Origin of the sequence: Streptomyces sp. NBC_00873 (genome assembly GCF_045207415.1) — a bacterium.
Lineage (GTDB): Bacteria > Actinomycetota > Actinomycetes > Streptomycetales > Streptomycetaceae > Streptomyces.
The window spans coordinates 6,003,275-6,021,644 of record NZ_CP108803.1; the positions used below are offsets into that span (position 1 = coordinate 6,003,275).

Here is an 18,370-nt window from a genome sequence, read left to right on the forward strand (position 1 = left end):
GGGGGTCACTCCTTGTGGGACTGTGTTTATTGAACCGAGAGCGCGCGGACGGTACGGGACGGGCTCGGGCGGCCCAGTTGTTCGGCGAGCCACACGCTGGTGGCGGTGAGCGCGTCGAGGTCGACCCCGGTTTCGATGCCGAGGCCGTGGAGCATCCACACGAGGTCTTCGGTGGCGAGATTTCCGGTGGCGCTCTTCGCGTACGGGCAGCCGCCGAGGCCGCCCGCGGAGGCGTCCACGGTGGCGACGCCGTGCTGGAGCGCGGCGAGGGTGTTGGAGAGCGCCTGGCCGTACGTGTCGTGGAAGTGCACCCCGATGGTGTTGGTGCGCACGCCCTCCTCGTTCAGCTCGGAGAGCAGGTTCTGCACATGGCCGGGGGTGGCGACGCCTATGGTGTCGCCGAGGGAGAGCTCGTCGCAGCCGAGATCCATCAGCGCCTTGGCGACGCGCACGACCTGGTGGACGGGGACCGGCCCCTCCCACGGGTCGCCGAAGCACATCGACAGATAGCCGCGGACGTGCACCTTGTCCGCCTTGGCGCGGGCGACGACGGGCTCGAACATGGCGAGTGACTCGGCGACCGTGCGGTTGAGATTGCGGGCGGCGAACGTCTCGGTCGCCGAACCGAACACGGCGATCCGGCGCGCACCGAGAGCGAGGGCGCGGTCCAGCCCGCTTTCGTTGGGTACGAGCACGGGGAGCGCGACCCCCTCGATGTCCCCGAGGCGGGGGAACAGGTCCTCCGCGTCGGCGAGTTGGGGCACCCACTTCGGGTGGACGAAGCTGGTCGCCTCGATGGTGGTCAGGCCGGCCTCGGCGAGGCGGTGGATGAACTCCGCCTTCACCTCGGTCGGGACGACCGCCTTCTCGTTCTGCAGCCCGTCACGGGCGCCGACCTCGTGGATGCGTACCCGGGCGGGCAGATCCGGTGCGGGCACGATCATGGGCAGGTTGCCGGCGGTCATGCTTCCTCCTCGCTCGGAACCACCACGGCCAGCACCTGGTCCATGGCGACGGTGGCACCGGCCGTCACATCGAGCTCGGTGACGGTCCCGGCATGCGGGGCGGAGATGACGTGCTCCATCTTCATCGCCTCCACGACGAGCAGGCTCTGCCCGGCGACGACCTCGTCCCCGACGGCCACCTTCACCACGGTGACCGTGCCCGGCATGGGCGCGGCGAGCGTGTCCGCGCCGCCGTGCGCGGCGCCGGTGAGGGACGCCTCCACGGGGTCGTGGTCCTGTACGTGCCAGGTGTCGCCGTCGCGGCCCAGCCAGGTCCCCTCCGGGGAGGTGGCGTGGGTGAACGTATGGGTGACACCGGCGAGTTCGAAGATGAGTCGGTGCGCGGAGACGTCGATGACCCTGGCTGTCTCCATGCCGCCGGGCAGTGGGGCCAGCGGGCCGCAGGTGCCCGTCGCGGGCGCCGGCGGCAGTGCGCCCTCCCCGACATGACCGAACGTCAGCTCGGTGCCCGCCGGACAGGAGCGCACGGCGACCTGCACCGGGTCGTGGCCCGGAAGTCGGAAGTGGCGGACCGTGCGGGCGGGGGCGCCGCCCAGCCGCCAGCCGTCGGCCACCGAGAACGGATCGACCCAACCGGAGCCGGCCCCGGGCGAGGTGCCCCCGGCGGCCGGCTGCCGCAGCAGCGCCGCCGCCGCGTACACCTCCTCCGGTACCCCGTCCGGCACCAGCCCGTCCACCGCGCGCTCCACCAGCCCGGTGTCCAGCTCGCCCGCCACCACCTGCGGGTGGGCGAGCAGCCTGCGCAGGAACCCGGCATTGGTCGGTACGCCCAGGATCACCAGCTCCGACAGAGCGGTGCGCAGCCGCCGCAGAGCCGTGGCCCGGTCGGGTCCGTGGACGATGACCTTCGAGAGCATCGGGTCGTACAGACTGCCGACCTCGACCCCCTCACTGAGACCCGAGTCGGTCCGTACACCCTGGCCGTTCGGCTCGCCGAGGGAGAGCACCGTACCGCCGGACGGCAGAAATCCGCGGGCCGGGTCCTCGGCGCAGATACGGGCCTCGATCGCATGTCCGGTGAGTGTGATGTCCGGCTGCTTGTACGGGAGTTGTTCGCCGGAGGCGACCCGCAGCTGCCACTCCACCAGGTCCAGGCCGGTGATCAGTTCGGTGACCGGGTGCTCGACCTGGAGGCGCGTGTTCATCTCCATGAAGTAGTACGAGGCGGGGTCGTTGCCCGGGACGATGAACTCCACCGTGCCCGCGCCGACATACCCGCAGGAGCGGGCCGCCTGGACGGCCGCCTCGCCCATCGCCGCCCGGGTCTCCTCGTCGAGCAGGACGGACGGCGCCTCCTCGATGATCTTCTGGTGACGGCGCTGGAGCGAGCACTCGCGCTCGCCGAGATGCACCACGTTCCCGTGCCCGTCGGCCAGGACCTGGATCTCGATGTGGCGCGGCCGGTCGATCCACCGCTCCACGAGCAGGGTGTCGTCCCCGAACGAGCCGCGCGCCTCGCGCCGGGCGGCGGCGATCTCGTCGGCGAGCAGCGCCTCGTCGCGCACCAGCCGCATGCCCTTGCCGCCGCCGCCCGCCGAGGGCTTCAGCAGCACCGGCATGCCGATCGTGCGCGCCGCCTCCGCGAGCTGTGTGTCGCTGAGCCCGCTGCCGGACGACCCCGGCACGACCGGAACCCCGGCCGCCGCGACGGTCTCCTTGGCCTGGATCTTGTCGCCCATCAGCGAGATCGCGGAAGCGGGCGGCCCGATGAAGACGAGCCCCGCGTCCGCGCAGGCGTGCGCGAACCCGGCGTTCTCGGCGAGGAATCCGTACCCCGGGTGCACGGCCTGCGCGCCGGTGCGGCGGGCGGCCTCCAGCAGCGCGGGCACGCTGAGGTAGCTCTCGGCGGCGGGTGCGGGGCCGATCCGCACCGCCGTATCGGCCTCCCGTACATGCCGGGCGTCGGCGTCCGCGTCGCTGAAGACGGCGACGGACCGCACACCCAGCTCGCGCAGGGTCCGAATGACCCGGACCGCGATCTCGCCGCGGTTGGCGACCAGAACGGTGTCGAACATCGTCATCTGTTCCTCACATCCGGAAGACGCCGAAGCCGGGCTCACCCAGCGGGGCGTTGGCACACGCGGTCAGGGCGAGCCCCAGCACCTGCCGGGTCTCCAGCGGGTCGATCACACCGTCGTCCCAGAGCCGGGCGGTGGCGTAGTACGCGTTGCCCTGCGTCTCGTACTGCTCGCGGATCGGCGCCTTGAAGATTTCCTCGTCCTCGGCGCTCCAGTCGTCGCCCAGCTGGTCGCGCTTGACCGTCGCGAGCACGGACGCGGCCTGCTCGCCGCCCATGACGGAGATCTTGGCGTTGGGCCACATCCACAGGAAGCGCGGCGAGTAGGCCCGCCCGCACATGGAGTAGTTCCCCGCCCCGTACGACCCGCCGACCACGACGGTCAGCTTCGGGACCCGGGTGCAGGCGACGGCCGTGACCATCTTGGCGCCGTGCTTGGCGATGCCGCCGGCCTCGTAGTCGCGCCCGACCATGAACCCGGAGATGTTCTGCAGGAAGACCAGCGGGATGCCGCGCTGGTCGCAGAGCTCGATGAAGTGCGCACCCTTCTGGGCGGACTCGGAGAACAGGATGCCGTTGTTGGCGACGATGCCGACCGGGTGCCCGTGGATCCGGGCGAAGCCGGTGACCAGCGTCGTCCCGTATTCCGCCTTGAACTCGGCGAACCGCGACCCGTCGACGACCCGCGCGATGACCTCCCGTACGTCGTACGGCGTCCGCGAATCGACCGGCACGGCCCCGTACAGCCCGGCAGGATCGACCTTCGGCTCCTCCACGGCCTCCACGGACCAGGGCAGAGCCCCGCGCGCGGGCAGCGTGGAGACAATGTTCCGGACGATCCGCAGCGCGTGCGCGTCGTCCTCCGCGAGATGGTCGGTGACGCCCGACGTGCGGGAGTGGACCTCGCCGCCGCCCAGCTCCTCCGCCGTGACGACCTCACCGGTCGCGGCCTTCACCAGCGGCGGACCGCCGAGGAAGATCGTCCCCTGGTTCCGCACGATCACGGCCTCGTCGCTCATCGCGGGGACGTACGCCCCACCGGCCGTACAGGACCCGAGCACGGCCGCGACCTGCGGAATCCCGGCCCCCGACATCCGCGCCTGGTTGTAGAAGATCCGCCCGAAGTGCTCCCGGTCGGGGAACACCTCGTCCTGCATCGGCAGAAACGCGCCACCGGAGTCCACGAGGTACAGACACGGCAGCCGGTTCTCCAGCGCCACCTCCTGCGCCCGCAGGTGCTTTTTCACTGTCATGGGGTAATACGTGCCGCCCTTGACCGTGGCGTCATTGGCGACGATCACGCACTCCCGGCCGCTGACCCGCCCGATCCCGGCGATCACCCCGGCCGCCGGAGCAGCGCCCCCGTACAGCCCCTCGGCCGCGAGCGGTGCCAGCTCCAGGAAGGGCGACCCCGGGTCGAGCAGGGCGTCCACCCGCTCCCGGGGCAGCAGCTTCCCGCGCGCCACATGCCGGGCGCGGGCCTTCTCACCCCCGCCCAGCCTGGCCGCGGCCAGGCGCGCCCGCAGCTCGTCGCCGAGCGCGCGGTGCGCCTCCTCGTTGGCCAGCCAGCCCTGAGAAGCGGGATCCGCCGCACTCGCCAGCACCGGTGCCTGCTGCATCCGTCGAGCCCCCTTGCCCGGTCGACCGGTCCGGCCGATCCGGTTAATGAGCGTTAACACGTTTCCTTCAGGTTAACGCTCGCTAACGCCACTGTCTAGAATCGAATCCATGACCACCAGGACGGACGCCCCCACGCGCCGCGAGCAGATCCTCAAGGAGGCTGCCCGCCTCTTCGCCGAGCGCGGTTTCCACGGTGTGGGCGTCGACGAGATAGGCGCAGCCGTCGGGATCAGCGGTCCCGGCCTCTACCGCCACTTCCCCGGCAAGGACGCGATGCTCGCCGAACTGCTGGTCGGCATCAGCGAGCGCCTCCTGGCCGGCGGAAGGCTCCGCGTCACGGAGGACGCGACTTCCGGCGACGGCTCCCCGGAAGCCCTCCTGGACGCGCTCATCGAGGGCCACATCGACTTCGCTCTGGACGACCGTCCCCTGATCACCCTGCACGACCGCGAGCTGGACCGCCTCCGGGACACCGACCGCAAGCGCGTGCGCCAGCTCCAGCGCCAGTACGTGGAGCTGTGGGTCGAGGTGGTCCGCGCCCTCTACCCCCTCCTCCCCGAGAGCGAGGCCCGCGCCACCGTCCACGCGGTCTTCGGCCTGCTCAACTCGACCCCGCACCTGGGCCGCCCCGGCGCCCTCCCGGGCCGCACGGCGACGGCGGCGCTGCTGCACCGGCTGGCGCGGGGCGCGTTCGCTGCGGCGTCCGCTTCCTAGCGGCGACCGGGCGCGGGTCGCTCACCACAGGCCGTGCGCAGATCGCACCGACCGGGCAGGCCGCGGTACGCGATACCGACCGGGCGGGCCGCGGTGCGCTATGCGTACCGCGGCAGGTTCTCGGTCGAGATGGTCCACTCGCCGATGGTGATGTCCTCGCCGTACAGGAAGTCCTTGCGCATGGCGTAGCGCGGCCCGTTCGGCGTGGGGTGGATGTCGGAGAGCACGGCCCCCGACCCGGTACGCGGATCGAAGATCACGTAGAGGGGGATGTCCAGAAGCGGGTAGTCCCGCATCTTGCTCACCCAGTCGTTGTCCGGGTTGGACCGTGAGACAACTTCGACGGCGGCGATGAGCGTGCGGGGCTCGAAGGAACCCTCGCCCTCCATGTCCGCCTCGGCGATCACCATGACGTCGGGGTGACGCATGATGCCCTCGGTCGCGTCTTCCACGTCGGGAGTCCCGGTGTGGGCCACCAGCTCTTCCGGCAGGACCTTCTCCAGGCGTTTCCGTACACGCAGCGTGGTGAGTTCGTGCGGCCTCGCGGGCGACATCATGTCGTGGACGATCCCTTCCTTGGTGATCTCGAATTTGCCGGGAAGGGTGTCGTCCATGGATGAGACGAAGTCCCGCATGATCTGGTACAGGCGGGCGTCTCGCCGTGCGTCGTCCGGGGCGATGGTCATAGTGCTCGCTCCTCGTCGTCTGTACCCAGGGGCAAGGGTCGTCACGTTCATGCTAGGCGGCCTCCCACAGGTCGGATCGGCAGTCGCAGCACTCGCCGGGCTCCGGCGCCCGGAAGGCGCGGTCGCACCCGTCGCAGTTCTGCAGCGGGTCCGGGCGCCGTACGGCTTCCCGGGCCGGGGCGGCGGGGAGCGCGGGTGGCAGGAGGACGGCGAGGCGGCGGGCGAGGAGGCCCGCTGGGTATTTCAGAGGTTCGGGGAGGTCGGCGACGAGGGTGCGGCGCACGGCGTCGGGGTGGGCGTCGCGTTCGAGCCAGGCGGCGACGGCGGGGGTCAGTCGGCGGATGTCGTCCTCGGAGAGCAGCAGCCGGGGATCGTGGCGGCGCAGGTCGGCGAGCAGGTCGACGGCGGCGTGGTGATGTGCGAGGTCGAGGGCCTGTGGCTTGGCAAGCGGCGCGACGGGTGGCGCGGCTCGCTGCTCCGGTACGGAGGCCCGGACGGTGGCCGGGGCAGGCATCGCTGGCACCATCGGCTCGCGCTGCCGCTTCCGCTCGGCCCTGGGCTCGGGCTTCGGCGTCAGGCGGTCAACGTCCCCTCCCGGCTGGTTGTACGACACGGTCCGCGTGATGACACGGCCGCCGGATGTTCGTTCCCGCGTACGGGACAGGTAGCCATGGCCTTCCAGTTCGCGCAGGGCGGCCGCGATACGGGTCTCGCTCTCGGGGAAGCGGTCGGCGAGGAACTTGATACCGATCTTGGCCCCGGCAGGCAGCGACTGGATGTGTACGGCCAGCCCGATCGCCACCAGCGACATCTCGCGGTGCTGGGCGAGGTGGTTGCCGATGACCGTGTAGCGGTTGGTGTGCCGGGTGTTGACGTGAATGACACCGGAAGGGGTGGCAGGGCGGCGATCGCCTGCCGTGGCGCGCGAGGGCGCGGTAATCTGCTGGGTATCCATCGGGAAGGTGCTTCTTCCTCGGTGGTCAGGCCCTCGATCGGGATTGCGAGTCCCGGCCGGGGGCCGACGCATGTCTGGGGTTGTCGCGGCGAGCATATGCCTGCCAACCGGTGCGAAATCCAGCTCAGTTGGCAAACCTCACCCTTGCGGGTGATGGGAGGCAGGGAGGGGTTGGGAAGGTAATTCCCCGAAGAATCAAAAGCTTTTGATGTCGCACCGGACCGCGTCGCGGTCGGCCGGGTCGCGGGTCACCGGGTCGCGACAGCCGCGATCCGGTGAGGGATACGTCCGTCCGAACGGCGTTGCGCGGAGGGCCCCGCACCATGCCCCATCGGGCGGCAGGAGCACCACTCCACGGCCCAGTGCCGGGACCGGACCGCTCCGCGACGGTCCGGAGGGGGCAGCGCAGCCGCCCCCAACCGTCCGCCGTGCAAGACACCCGGCACACTGCGCACACCTGACGGCACAATGGGTTCATGCCGATACCCAGCCGCGCCGCCCTCGTCGAACACCTCGTCCGCACGCGTATCGCCGGAGACGTCGCCACCCCCCGCGACAACAACCTCACCCACTACCGCAGGCTCGCCAACGGGGACCGCCACTACTGGCTGGGGCTGGAGCTCGGCAACCGGTGGGCCGACGAGCAGGACGTGCTCGCCGTGATGGCCGAGCGCTGCGGGGTCAGTGACGATCCGGAGCACCGGTACGGGCAGGACACCATCGATCCCGAGCTGACCGTCGACGCGCTGGAGCGGATGGCGGCCCGGCTGCGCAAGGCGGCTGCGGGGTCGGAGCGGGTGCTGTTCGCGACCGGGCATCCGGGTGGGCTGCTGGATGTGCACCGGCAGACCGCGGATGCGCTGCGCGGCGCCGGGTGCGAGATCGTACGGATTCCGTCCGGGCTGATGGCGGACGAGGGCATGGTCTTCCAGTTCGCCGATGTCGCCGTGCTGGAACGCGGGGCGACGCTGTGGCACACGCACTCACCGGCGCCGATGGCGGCGATCCTCGACGGTCTGGAGCGCGAGGGGCGGCCGCTGCCGGACCTGGTCGTCGCCGACCACGGGTGGGCGGGGTGCGCCGGGCAGCGGGGGCTCGACGCGGTCGGGTACGCGGACTGCAACGACCCGGCGCTCTTCCTGGGTGAGGCGGAGGGCACCCTGCAGGTGGTGGTGCCGCTGGACGATCACGTGCTCGACCCGCGGTTCTACGACCCGATGACGGACTATCTGCTGGATGCGGCGGGACTGGTCTGAGTCGTACGTCCGAGTCGTACGCGGTCAGGCCGGTCCGGTACCCGGCCCGCTCTCCGCAGCCCCAGCCCCGGCGTCGGGTCCAGATACACCCGGCGGATCGCCGGATACCGCTCCTGCAACTGCTCCTCGCGGCCTGTTCAGTCCCGGGGGACCCGGACCACGCCCTCCTGGATGACGGTGATCGCCAGCCGGCCGTCCTGCGTGTAGATACGGGCCTGGCCGAGCCCGCGCCCACCGGACGCGGACGGTGACTCCTGGTCGTACAGCAGCCATTCGTCGGCCCGGAACGGCCGGTGGAACCACATCGCGTGGTCCAGGCTCGCGCCGACCACGTCGCCGACCGTCCAGCCGCCGCGCCCGTGCGCGAGCAGCACCGAGTCGAGCAGCGTCATGTCGGAGACGTATGTGGCCATGCAGACATGCAGCAGCGGGTCGTCCGCGAGCTTGCCATTGGTGCGGAACCACACCTGGGAGCGCGGCTCGCGGGACTCGCCGACGCTGGCGAACGGCGGGGCGTCGACATACCGCAGGTCGACCGCGGCCCGCGCCTCCAGCAGCCGGTCCATGACACCCGGGTCGGTGAACGCGTCCGCGTACCGCGGGAGCATCTGTTCCGCTGTGGGCAGCGTCTCCGGGTCGGGAGCGGGCGGCATGTCCGCCTGGTGCTCCAGGCCCTCCTCGTATGTCTGGAAGGACGCCGAGAGATGGAAGATCGGCTGCCCGTGCTGGACGGCCACCACCCGCCGGGTGGTGAAGGAGCGGCCGTCGCGGATCCGGTCGACGCTGTAGACGATCGGCGCGCCCGGGTCGCCCATCCGCAGGAAGTACGAGTGCAACGAGTGGGCCAATGGGGTCTCCCCTGCTCGAGCGGAGCCGAGAGCTTGGGGAAGGTCCGCGGGGACGGTGCGGCCCGCGGCAACGAGTGCCTGGGCCGCGACCTGTCCGCCGAAGACCCGGGGCACGACCGCCGAACGGCTCGTGCCCCGGAAGATGTCCCGCTCGATCTGCTCCAGGTCGAGCAGATCGAGCAGGGATTCAAGTGCTGCGCTCATGGAGAAGAACGTAACCGTTCTACAGGCCCATGGACTTGGCGATGATCGACTTCATGACCTCGCTGGTGCCGCCGTAGATGCGGTTGACGCGGTTGTCCGCGTACAGGCGGGCGATCGGGTACTCGTTCATGAAGCCATAGCCACCGTGCAGCTGGAGGCAGCGGTCGATCACGCGGTGCGCGACCTCGGTGCAGAACAGCTTCGCGGAGGCGGCCTCGGCGGCGGTCAACTCGCCGGCGTCGAGGGCCTCCAGCGCGCGGTCGGCGACGGCCTGGGCCGCGTCCACCTCGGCCTGGCAGGCGGCCAGCTCGAACTTGGTGTTCTGGAACGAGGCGACGGTCTTGCCGAAGACCGTGCGGTCCTGCACGTAGCTCTTGGCGAACCGGACGGCCGCCGCGGCCTGCGCGTACGCGCCGAAGGCTATGCCCCAGCGCTCGGACGCCAGGTTGGTGCCGAGGTAGCCGAAGCCCTTGTTCTCCTCGCCGAGCAGGTCCTCGACGGGGACCTTGACGTCGACGAAGGCCAGCTCGGCGGTGTCGGAGACCTTCAGGCCGAGCTTGTCCAGCTTGCGGCCGACGGAGTAGCCCGCCGACTTGGTGTCCACGGCGAACAGGGAGATGCCGAAGCGGCGGTCGTCCTCGCGGGGCGCGGACGTACGGGCGCACACGATCACGCGGTCGGCATGCACACCACCGGTGATGAACGTCTTGGCGCCGTTGAGGACGTAGTGCGTGCCGTCCTCGGAGAGCTTGGCGGTGGTCTTCATGCCCGCGACGTCGGAGCCGGTGCCCGGCTCGGTCATCGCGAGGGCCCACATCTCCTCGCCGGTGGTGAACTTCGGCAGCCAGCGCTTCTTCTGCTCGTCGGTGGCGAGCATCTTGATGTACGGCAGGCCGAGCAGGGTGTGCACACCCGAGCCGCCGAAGGAGACACCGGCGCGGGCGGTCTCCTCGTAGATGACGGCCTCGTACTTGTGCGAGTCGATGCCGGCGCCGCCGTGCTCCTCGTCCACCTCGATGCCGAAGACGCCCAGCTCGCCGAGCTTGTGGTAAAACTCGCGCGGCGCCTGGCCTGCGGCGAACCACTCGTCGTAGACGGGGACGACCTCGGCCGCGATGAAGGCGCGGATGGTCTCCCGGAACGCCTCGTGGTCCTCGTTGAATACCGTACGGCGCACGGGGTGCCTCCTCTGTCGGCTTCGATCAGCTTCGGGCGAGCATCGGCCAGCGGGATGGCTAAGCGCTTGCTCAGTTCTCCTCGAAAGTTACCCGGCAGTCACCAGGGCTGTCCAGGGTGATGCTCAGCACGCTTCCTCTCCTTGCGGTGCTCATGCGTGATCAATGTAGGTGCGATCAGCTGATCGAGGGTGGTTCGCAGCCGAAGTTCCGTACCACCCCGCTTGCCGCCCCATTACGCCCGGCCACGTTGCTGACCGGCTGCGCCACGAACAGCACCAGCGGCCCGGCGGAATCCCACACTGTCGCCTCCGCAGCCCCAGCAGCCAACTCGTTCAACCAGCTTGAGCAGCGCTTCGGCGCCCGACTGGGGGTATCCGTGCTGGACGCCGAAACCGGCCGGGAAGTGACCTACCGCGCGGACGAACGATTCGCGCACGCCTCGACCTTCAAAGCCCTCGTCGCTCTGCGCGACCTGCCGCCGCAGCCGAGCGGTAAGGCCTACTCCAGAGACTCATCGCGGCACTGGTCCTCCGGCTCCCCGAACCCATCAGGTGATCTCTCGTTAGACAGAACCTAGTGAAAGCAGGCACCACAGAATGTCCTCTGAGCAGTCCGGCCCGTCCCGCCGTGCTTTGCTGGTAGCCGCAGCTCTCCTGCCACTGGCGGGGTGCGACGCAGGTGATCGCTCAACCTCCGGGCCGTCCCCGGCGCCGGGTCGCCGCTCTGCCGGCCCCCCGGACAGTTCGCAGTTCGCGGCGCTCGAACGCAAGCACGGTGCCCGTCTGGGCGTGTACGCCCTGGCAACCGGTACCGGCGCCACGGTGGCCTACCGTGCGGACGAGCGTTTCGCGTTCTGCTCCACCTTCAAAACACTCGCCGCGGCGGCGGTTCTGCACCGATACCCACTCAGTCACCTGGACAAGCGCGTCACTTATACCAAGGCCGACGTCAACTCCATCTCGCCGATCACCAAGGATCACATCGCGACCGGAATGACCATCAGGCAGCTGTGTGATGCCGCCATCCGCTATAGCGACGGCACGGCCGGCAATCTGCTGATGCGTGACATCGGCGGTCCGGCGCAGTTGACCGCCTATGTGCGCGGACTCGGAGACACCATCAGCCGCATGGACCACTACGAGCCCGAGCTGAACAGAGACCGCCCACAAGACCCACGCGACACCACCACTCCCCGGGCGATCGCCGCCGACTACCACAAGCTCGTGCTTGGTGACGCACTGACCACCGACAAACGCGCCCTGCTCAAAGACTGGCTCCGACGCAACGCCGCCAGTGTCGGCGCCAAACGCATCCGGGCCGGGCTTCCCCAGGGATGGCCGGTGGCTGACAAGACCGGAACCGGCAACTACGGCAGGGCCAACGACATCGCCATCATCTGGCCGCCCCACACCGCCCCGCTCGTGGTGGCCGTCATGACCGACCGACCCGGATACAACACCTCGCCCAAGGACTCCCTGATCGCCGAAGCCACAACGCAGATCGTCTCCGATCTCACCTGACCTGCTTCCTCCTGCGGAGCTCGCAACACGATCATGTGCGGCTCTTCTTCGTCTGCAGCACATGAGGCGGGAGCGTCCGGTCAGCGGCTCTGTCGCAGATGTGTTGAAAGCCAGACGGCTTCTTCGCTCCCACTGCTCGCGGCCAACGCGCCCTGATAGTCGCCCGTATGGCTATCCGTCCACGCCGGCCGAGGGTGTGCCCGGCTTGCCGAGACAGGGGGAGGCTGTCGCCAGGACGGGACGAGACCGGGTCACGCAGCCGCGCGCCGTATGTGCAGATGGCCATCGAGAGGGTAGGAGGGCGGCGCCGACGGCAGGATCCGGTCGAACTCGTAGCCGCTCTTCTCCGCAACACGGCAAGATGCCAGGTTGTCCACCTGATGGAGGAGTTCGAGGCTTTCCAGGCCATCGGCCCGGAAGGTATCGAGAGACCAGGCGGTGAGAATCTCCAGGGCGCGGGGGGCCACGCCTTGCCCGCGAGCCCATGCTGCCGTCCAGTAGCCGACCTCGGCGGAGGGCTTGCCTGATGCCACTTCCTTGAGCACTACGTTGCCCACCAACCGCGGCGGCGCCGCGTCAGAGGCCGCTTCAAGGACGGCGAAGCCGAATTGATCGCCCGCTGCCCATCCCCGCTCCTGTGTCTGCACCCATCGCAGTCCGTCGGCCTCGCTGTCTATCGGAGGGCTCGCCCAACGACGCAGGTCGGGATCCTGGTAGACCTCAACCAGTGCAGCAACGTCTTCTGCGGACCAGGGGCGAAGGACGAGAGCTGGAGCGGTCGGCGTCGCGGGAGCCTTGAGTACGACGGGGGTGTTCACTGGCCGATCATATGCAGCAGCGCTTGCACCTGAGGTCGGCGATGACTGATCCACGCCGCTTGGCAGTCGCCGCCTCATTGTTGTATCCGGGCGTGCAGAGCACGGACGGACCAGTCGGGCACTGGTTCCAGACTCTCCGGACCGGGCCGGCCGTTGATCACCGCGAGCAGTCCGTCTGGTAGGCGGGGGTCAGCCGATGTTCACTCCGTAGTCGGTGGCGATGCCGCCGCGACCCTGGCATACGGTGTGAGCCACTGCGATACGGCTTCGACAGGGCCAGCCCCTGATACGCCCGCCGGGCGGAAGTTCAGCGGGTCGTGGTGCCGCCCTCCGAGACCGGGCGGGCCGAGGTCGCATCGCCGGGGGCGGCATGGATTGTCCGGGGCGACACCGGTTCGGCCGGTGCGGGCTCGGGTGTGGCGGCCGGTGGCGCGCCGTCCTCCTTCATCGCCTTGGTCTCGCTCTTGAGGATCCGTAGCGACTTCCCCACCGCGCGGGCGGTGCCGGCAGCTTCTTCGACCCGATCATTGCGGTGTTCCAGATGCTTCCCGGGCTGGACCGCATCGGGCCCCAGCGCTAAAGGTCGAGGCTTTTGGTTCTCATGTCGACACGATGAGTCCGTTCCTTCCAGGCCGCCAGGTCCGTCCACTAGCTGACGGGCCGAAACCCGCCAACAGCATCCCGAATGCGGGTTGTTCATACGAGCTGGCAAACATCCATGCTGCTGATACCTTCACGTGATCACCACAGTTCGCCGTGTGGTGACGCGCTGCCGCTGAAGCGCGACCAGCGTCCATATCTGCGGCAGCGGCCGTCACGCTGAGGAGGACTTGAGTGTGTCCGCAAACACAGTGACGCCCCATCGACGCAGGCCCACGGAGGGCGCGTCCCGCGCGGCTGGAAAGCAGCGCGGGCGTGGTCAACGCATCCGCAGAGGTATCGTCTGGACGCTGCTCGTGGTTCTTGTGGTGGCGGGAGGAACCGGGTGGTACTTGTACCACAAGCTCGATTCGAACCTGGGCGGCGGTGTGGATCTTCACAAAGCTCTTGGTGATGACCGCCCGGAACAACTGCCTGCCAGTGGCACCAACCTGCTGGTTCTCGGCTCCGACTCCCGGTCCGGGGCGAATAAGGGATTGGCCGGCGGGTCAAGTGGCGGTCTCTCTGACACGACGCTGATCGTCCACATACCCGAGGGCCGCAAGAAGGCGACTGCGGTCAGCATCCCGCGCGACACCCTCGTCACCCGCCCTTCCTGCCAGGCGCGAGACGGCTCTGCGCAGTCGTCCAGGAAGCGCGTGATGTTCAACTCCATCTATCCGCTCGCCGGACCTGCCTGTGTGGTCAAGACCGTTGAGCAGATGTCCGGGGTGCGGATGAGCCACTTCATCGAGATCGACTTCTCGGGCTTCAATGGCTTGGTCAACGCGATTGGCGGCGTCCACATCACGCTCAAGGAGCCGATCAAGAACGGCGCGAACGGTCTCAATCTTCCGTCCGGCCCGCAGAAGCTCAACGGTGCCCAGGCGCTGGACTTCGTACGCACCCGCCATGGCGTAGGTGACGGCAGCGACCTCGGTCGTATCGGCAATCAGCAGGTGTTCATGCTTGCCATGCTCGGTGAGATACAACGACAGGACCTGCTCGGCAGTCCTGTGAAGTCGCTCAAGATCGCCAACGCTGCGTCCGAGTCGCTGACCACGGATTCCGACCTGGCGTCGCTGACGGCGCTCGCGAAGTTCGGACGGAGCCTGAAGGGGGTCAACCCGGACTCCATGGAGACGATCATGCTGCCCGTCGAGTACGACAAGATCGACCCGTATCGCGTCGTCTCGGCTGAGCCTCAGGCATCCACGCTCTGGAAGGCCATTCGAGAAGGCAAGGAGATTCCGGCATCGGCGAGGAAGTCCCCTGCAACAGGCGGCTGATGACCATAGCCATCCAGGGCCGTTGTCAGCTCGCGGCGGCCCTGGTGTTGGGGGGACGACTTTTTACGGGGGAAGCGCTGTTCGCTCACCGGGGGACCGTGTTCGGGTCCGCGGCTTCGGCTCTATGCCTGCCGACCGCTGGACAGCATCGACGACGGGGTTCTGACGCGGATCGCTCGAGCCCGCAGGTATGCCCGGCAGCATGTGCGGGGTCTACTGCGACCCGGGCCGCTTTTGAGCGGAAACCCTCATCCGTGGGGGACGTGGAGCGTGTGCCTTCGGGTTGTCAGTGATGCTGTTGCATGAGGCGAACGCGAACAGGGCCCGCTCATCAGGCTTGAAACGTGCCGCCCTTCACTGATGAATGCGCTCACCGCTGCCGCAGCGCGAACCACAGTTCCGTGCGTACGTCCATATCGTCCAGGTTCGCGTCCAGCAGCGTCGCGCAGCGGGCGATGCGCTGGCGGACCGTGTTGCGGTGGATCTGGAGGGCGGTCGCCGTGCGGTCCCAGCTGCCGTGCAGGCTGAGCCAGCAGCGCAGGGTCTCGATCAGCGGTTCGGCGAGCGGGGCGAGCAGGGCGCGGGCGTGGGCCTCGGCCTGGTCCGGAGGGATCAGGGCGGCCAGACCGCCTCCGGTGCCGTTGTCGTGGTGGGCCAGTGGGGTGCGGGTGGCCACGGCCCGGCCCAGGGCGCGGGCCGCCTGGCCGTCGGCGAGGTCCAGCGCGGTGATGGAGACGGGGGCGGAGGTGCCGAGTGTCCAGCCGGGCTGCGGGGTGACCCGCTCGCCACCCGGGACCAGGACCTTGACCGCGTCGCCGCCCCGGCCCGCGTCGACCAGCGCCGACCCCAGCGCGGCACCCAGTGCCCCGGCGGTGAGCGGGTCGACGGGGCTGCCACCGCTGCGCCGGGCATGCACCACCGTCCAGAGTTCGGCGCCGCCGAGCAGCGGGGCGACGGTCACCGGGTCCGCGCCCAGCAGCAGCCGGACCAGCGCCGCGGACCGGCCCGCGGCGTCGGCGCCCTGGTGCGGGGCGGCCAGCAGGGAGAGAAGGACGACCGCGATCCCGGTGACCGTGTGGTCGCCCGCCTCGCGCCGCCCCGTCGACAGCGCCAGGACGAGCCCCTGCCCGCCGCCGAGCGCGTACGCGAAGAGATGCGTGTCGCCGACGGTGTCGGTCGCGGATGTGGGGGCGGGGGAGGCGGGAAGCTCGGCGGGGGAGACCACGCGGGTCAGCCGGGTCAGCGCCGCCCGCACCTCGGGGGGCGGGCGGCGGCCCGCCGCGTGCAGCTCCTCGCCGGCCGTGGAGAGCAGGACCGCCCACCCCGACAACTGGGCGGCGAGCTGGTGCAGCACCGCGGGGACCGGATCCGGCCGGGCCGCCGCCGTGGCCAGGGCCTGCTGGGCGCGCGTCACGCGGCGCAGCTCCCGGTGCCGGGCCTCGGCCATCAGGCGCCACACCGCTCGGGCGATCGCGGTGAACGGGGTCTCGGGCGGCACCTCCACCAGAGGCAGCCCGTGCCGGTCGCACGCCTCGATCAGCGCCTGCGGCACGGAGTCGTGCACCGGTGTGACCCCGAAACCGAGCGCCGCCGCCCCCGCCTCCACCAGCCGGGCGACATAGGTGTCCGGGTCCTTGAGCAGGACCCCGGCGCTCAGCAGCAGCTCACCGCCGAGCAGGTACGGGTACGGGTCGGCCATCTCCGAGGTGTGCACCCACCACAGGTCCGCGTGGTCGGGTCCTGCGATTCGGCGCAGCCGGAGCTCCTCGCGGGCGAGCAGCTCGGCGAGCGGGATGGGCGGGGTGGGGGGAGCGGACCCGGTGGTGGCTGTGGGTCCGGTGGGAGTGTCCGGCATGGATGGTCCATCCATTGGCTACGGCGAGAATGGATGAAACGTACACTTCAGCGCCGCCTGTGGGCCACCTACCGTCTTCACAAAACACATACGCGCAACATTTCACGGAGACGGAGGTAAGCCCATGGCTGTCGACTACGCAGTGATCATCGTCTATCTGGCCGGCATGCTCGCGATGGGCTGGTGGGGCATGCGCCGCGCCAAGTCCAAGAGCGAATTCCTGGTGGCGGGCCGCCGCCTCGGCCCCTGGATGTACTCCGGGACCATGGCCGCGATCGTCCTCGGTGGTGCCTCCACCATCGGCGGCGTCGGCCTCGGCTACCAGTACGGACTCTCCGGCGCCTGGATGGTCTTCACCATCGGCCTCGGGCTGCTCGCCTTGTCCATCTTTTTCTCGGCGCGCATCGCCCGGCTGAAGGTCTACACCGTCTCCGAGATGCTCGACCTGCGCTACGGCGGCCGGGCCGGACTCATCTCCGGTGTCGTCATGTGGGCGTACACGCTGATGCTCGCGGTCACCTCGACCATCGCGTACGCCACCATCTTCGACGTCCTCTTCGACATGAACCGCACCGTCGCGATCATCCTCGGCGGCGCCATCGTCGTCGCGTACTCGACGCTCGGCGGCATGTGGTCGATCACGCTCACGGACATGGTGCAGTTCGTCGTCAAGACGATCGGCGTCCTGCTGCTGCTCCTGCCGATCGCCGTCATCAAGGCCGGCGGCTTCAGCGAGATGAAGGCGAAGCTGCCCACCGAGTACTTCGACCCGCTGGGCATCGGCGGCGAGACGATCTTCACCTACGTGCTGATCTACACCTTCGGCATGCTGATCGGCCAGGACATCTGGCAGCGCGTGTTCACCGCGCGCACCGACCGCACCGCACGCTGGGGCGGCACCGTCGCCGGTACGTACTGCCTGGTGTACGCGATCGCCGGAGCCGTCATCGGTACCGCCGCCAAGGTCATGTACCCGAAGCTGCCCAGCGCGGACGCGGCCTTCGCGACCATCGTCAAGGACGAACTGCCGGTGGGTGTACGCGGACTGGTGCTGGCCGCCGCACTCGCCGCGGTGATGTCGACGTCGTCCGGTGCGCTGATCGCCTGCGCCACCGTTGCCAACAACGACATCTGGTCGAGGCTGCGGGGCGCGGTGACCGGGAGCGGCGGCGAGGAGCACGACGAGGTGAAGGGCAACCGGGCCTTCATCCTCATCATGGGTGTGGCCGTCATCGCCATCGCCATCGCCCTCAACAACGTCGTCGAGGCCCTGACCGTCGCGTACAACCTGCTCGTCGGCGGGCTGCTCGTGCCGATCCTCGGTGGTCTGCTGTGGCGTCGCGGCACGGCCGCCGGTGCGCTGGCCGCGGTGTCCGTCGGTGGCCTCGCGGTGATCGGTCTGATGGCGTCGTACGGAATCCTCGCCAACGAGCCGGTCTGCTACGGGCTGCTGTCCTCGCTCGCGGCGTATGTGATCGTGTCCCTGGCCACGAAGCCGACGGACGCGGCGGTGCTCACCGCTTGGCGCGAGCGCCTGGCGGGCAGGGGTGCCGACTCCGACGAGACGCCGGCCGCGGACCCGGTGACCGTCTGACTGCTTGTCCTCAATCTCCCCCATAGCCTTAAGGGCATGGGAGGGGCCCCCTCGACGGGCTTGATTTTGCCCTCGCCGTCCTCAATCGCCGGGCAGGCAATTCAAGCCCGTCCGGCGATTGAGGGTGGAATTGTTGCGGAAGGCACCCCGCG

The 18,370-nt window shown here is 69.5% G+C and carries 15 protein-coding genes and 1 pseudogene; 6 read left to right on the plus strand and 10 right to left on the minus strand.

Features of this window, described 5'->3' with window-relative positions:
* Window positions 1-26: 26 nt before the first annotated feature.
* Genes OH809_RS27745 through OH809_RS27755 form a run of 3 tightly spaced genes read right to left on the minus strand, consistent with a single transcriptional unit; the run spans window position 27 to window position 4,661 of the window.
* The gene (locus OH809_RS27745) at window positions 27-965 is read right to left on the minus strand and encodes a hydroxymethylglutaryl-CoA lyase (RefSeq protein WP_406419667.1); all 939 of its coding nucleotides are present in this window, start codon (window positions 963-965) and stop codon (window positions 27-29) included.
* Window positions 962-3,040, minus strand: coding sequence for an acetyl/propionyl/methylcrotonyl-CoA carboxylase subunit alpha (locus OH809_RS27750; protein ID WP_406419665.1), 2,079 nt, complete (start codon window positions 3,038-3,040; stop codon window positions 962-964). The genes OH809_RS27745 and OH809_RS27750 overlap by 4 nt, the downstream gene beginning before the upstream one ends.
* 13 nt (window positions 3,041-3,053) lie before the next feature.
* Window positions 3,054-4,661: a carboxyl transferase domain-containing protein gene (locus tag OH809_RS27755; protein WP_406515766.1), complete on the minus strand. Its 1,608-nt coding sequence runs from the start codon at window positions 4,659-4,661 to the stop codon at window positions 3,054-3,056.
* A gap of 109 nt (window positions 4,662-4,770) precedes the next feature.
* Here OH809_RS27755 and OH809_RS27760 point away from each other — a divergent pair, with 109 nt between their 5' ends.
* On the plus strand, window positions 4,771-5,376 hold the full coding sequence (locus OH809_RS27760; protein WP_406515767.1) for a TetR/AcrR family transcriptional regulator: 606 nt from the start codon (window positions 4,771-4,773) through the stop codon (window positions 5,374-5,376).
* A 98-nt stretch (window positions 5,377-5,474) separates the two neighbouring features.
* Here OH809_RS27760 and OH809_RS27765 read toward each other — a convergent pair whose 3' ends face one another.
* Entirely contained in the window at window positions 5,475-6,062 is a 588-nt protein-coding gene (locus OH809_RS27765; protein WP_406515768.1) for a Uma2 family endonuclease, read from the minus strand.
* 52 nt (window positions 6,063-6,114) lie between these two features.
* Entirely contained in the window at window positions 6,115-7,017 is a 903-nt protein-coding gene (locus OH809_RS27770; RefSeq protein ID WP_406515769.1) for a helix-turn-helix domain-containing protein, read from the minus strand.
* A 476-nt stretch (window positions 7,018-7,493) separates the two neighbouring features.
* On the opposite strand from OH809_RS27770, the gene OH809_RS27775 reads away from it, so the two are divergent.
* Window positions 7,494-8,273 (plus strand): phosphatase, encoded by a 780-nt coding sequence (locus tag OH809_RS27775; protein ID WP_406419655.1) that lies wholly within the window; start codon window positions 7,494-7,496, stop codon window positions 8,271-8,273.
* A gap of 137 nt (window positions 8,274-8,410) precedes the next feature.
* On the opposite strand, the gene OH809_RS27780 is transcribed toward OH809_RS27775, so the two are convergent.
* On the minus strand, window positions 8,411-9,325 hold the full coding sequence (locus OH809_RS27780; RefSeq protein WP_406515770.1) for an acyl-CoA thioesterase: 915 nt from the start codon (window positions 9,323-9,325) through the stop codon (window positions 8,411-8,413).
* 19 nt (window positions 9,326-9,344) lie between these two features.
* Entirely contained in the window at window positions 9,345-10,502 is a 1,158-nt protein-coding gene (locus OH809_RS27785) for an acyl-CoA dehydrogenase family protein (protein ID WP_406515771.1), read from the minus strand.
* Window positions 10,503-10,621: 119 nt separating this feature from the next.
* On the opposite strand from OH809_RS27785, the gene OH809_RS27790 reads away from it, so the two are divergent.
* Complete coding sequence (locus OH809_RS27790; RefSeq protein ID WP_406419649.1) at window positions 10,622-11,080, plus strand: hypothetical protein; 459 nt, start codon at window positions 10,622-10,624, stop codon at window positions 11,078-11,080.
* Between the two features lie 19 nt (window positions 11,081-11,099).
* Window positions 11,100-12,023 (plus strand): class A beta-lactamase, encoded by a 924-nt coding sequence (gene bla, locus OH809_RS27795; protein ID WP_406419647.1) that lies wholly within the window; start codon window positions 11,100-11,102, stop codon window positions 12,021-12,023.
* Window positions 12,024-12,274: 251 nt separating this feature from the next.
* Here bla and OH809_RS27800 read toward each other — a convergent pair whose 3' ends face one another.
* Window positions 12,275-12,841, minus strand: a complete 567-nt coding sequence (locus OH809_RS27800; protein ID WP_406419645.1) for a GNAT family N-acetyltransferase — start codon at window positions 12,839-12,841, stop codon at window positions 12,275-12,277.
* A gap of 307 nt (window positions 12,842-13,148) precedes the next feature.
* A pseudogene (locus OH809_RS27805) lies at window positions 13,149-13,405 on the minus strand (twin-arginine translocase TatA/TatE family subunit).
* Between the two features lie 272 nt (window positions 13,406-13,677).
* Between OH809_RS27805 and OH809_RS27810 the strand changes: the two are divergent.
* On the plus strand, window positions 13,678-14,769 hold the full coding sequence (locus tag OH809_RS27810; RefSeq protein ID WP_406419643.1) for an LCP family protein: 1,092 nt from the start codon (window positions 13,678-13,680) through the stop codon (window positions 14,767-14,769).
* Between the two features lie 370 nt (window positions 14,770-15,139).
* On the opposite strand, the gene OH809_RS27815 is transcribed toward OH809_RS27810, so the two are convergent.
* Window positions 15,140-16,624, minus strand: a complete 1,485-nt coding sequence (locus OH809_RS27815) for a PucR family transcriptional regulator ligand-binding domain-containing protein (protein WP_406419641.1) — start codon at window positions 16,622-16,624, stop codon at window positions 15,140-15,142.
* A 124-nt stretch (window positions 16,625-16,748) separates the two neighbouring features.
* Here OH809_RS27815 and OH809_RS27820 point away from each other — a divergent pair, with 124 nt between their 5' ends.
* Window positions 16,749-18,218: a sodium:solute symporter gene (locus OH809_RS27820; RefSeq protein WP_406515772.1), complete on the plus strand. Its 1,470-nt coding sequence runs from the start codon at window positions 16,749-16,751 to the stop codon at window positions 18,216-18,218.
* Window positions 18,219-18,370: the final 152 nt, after the last annotated feature.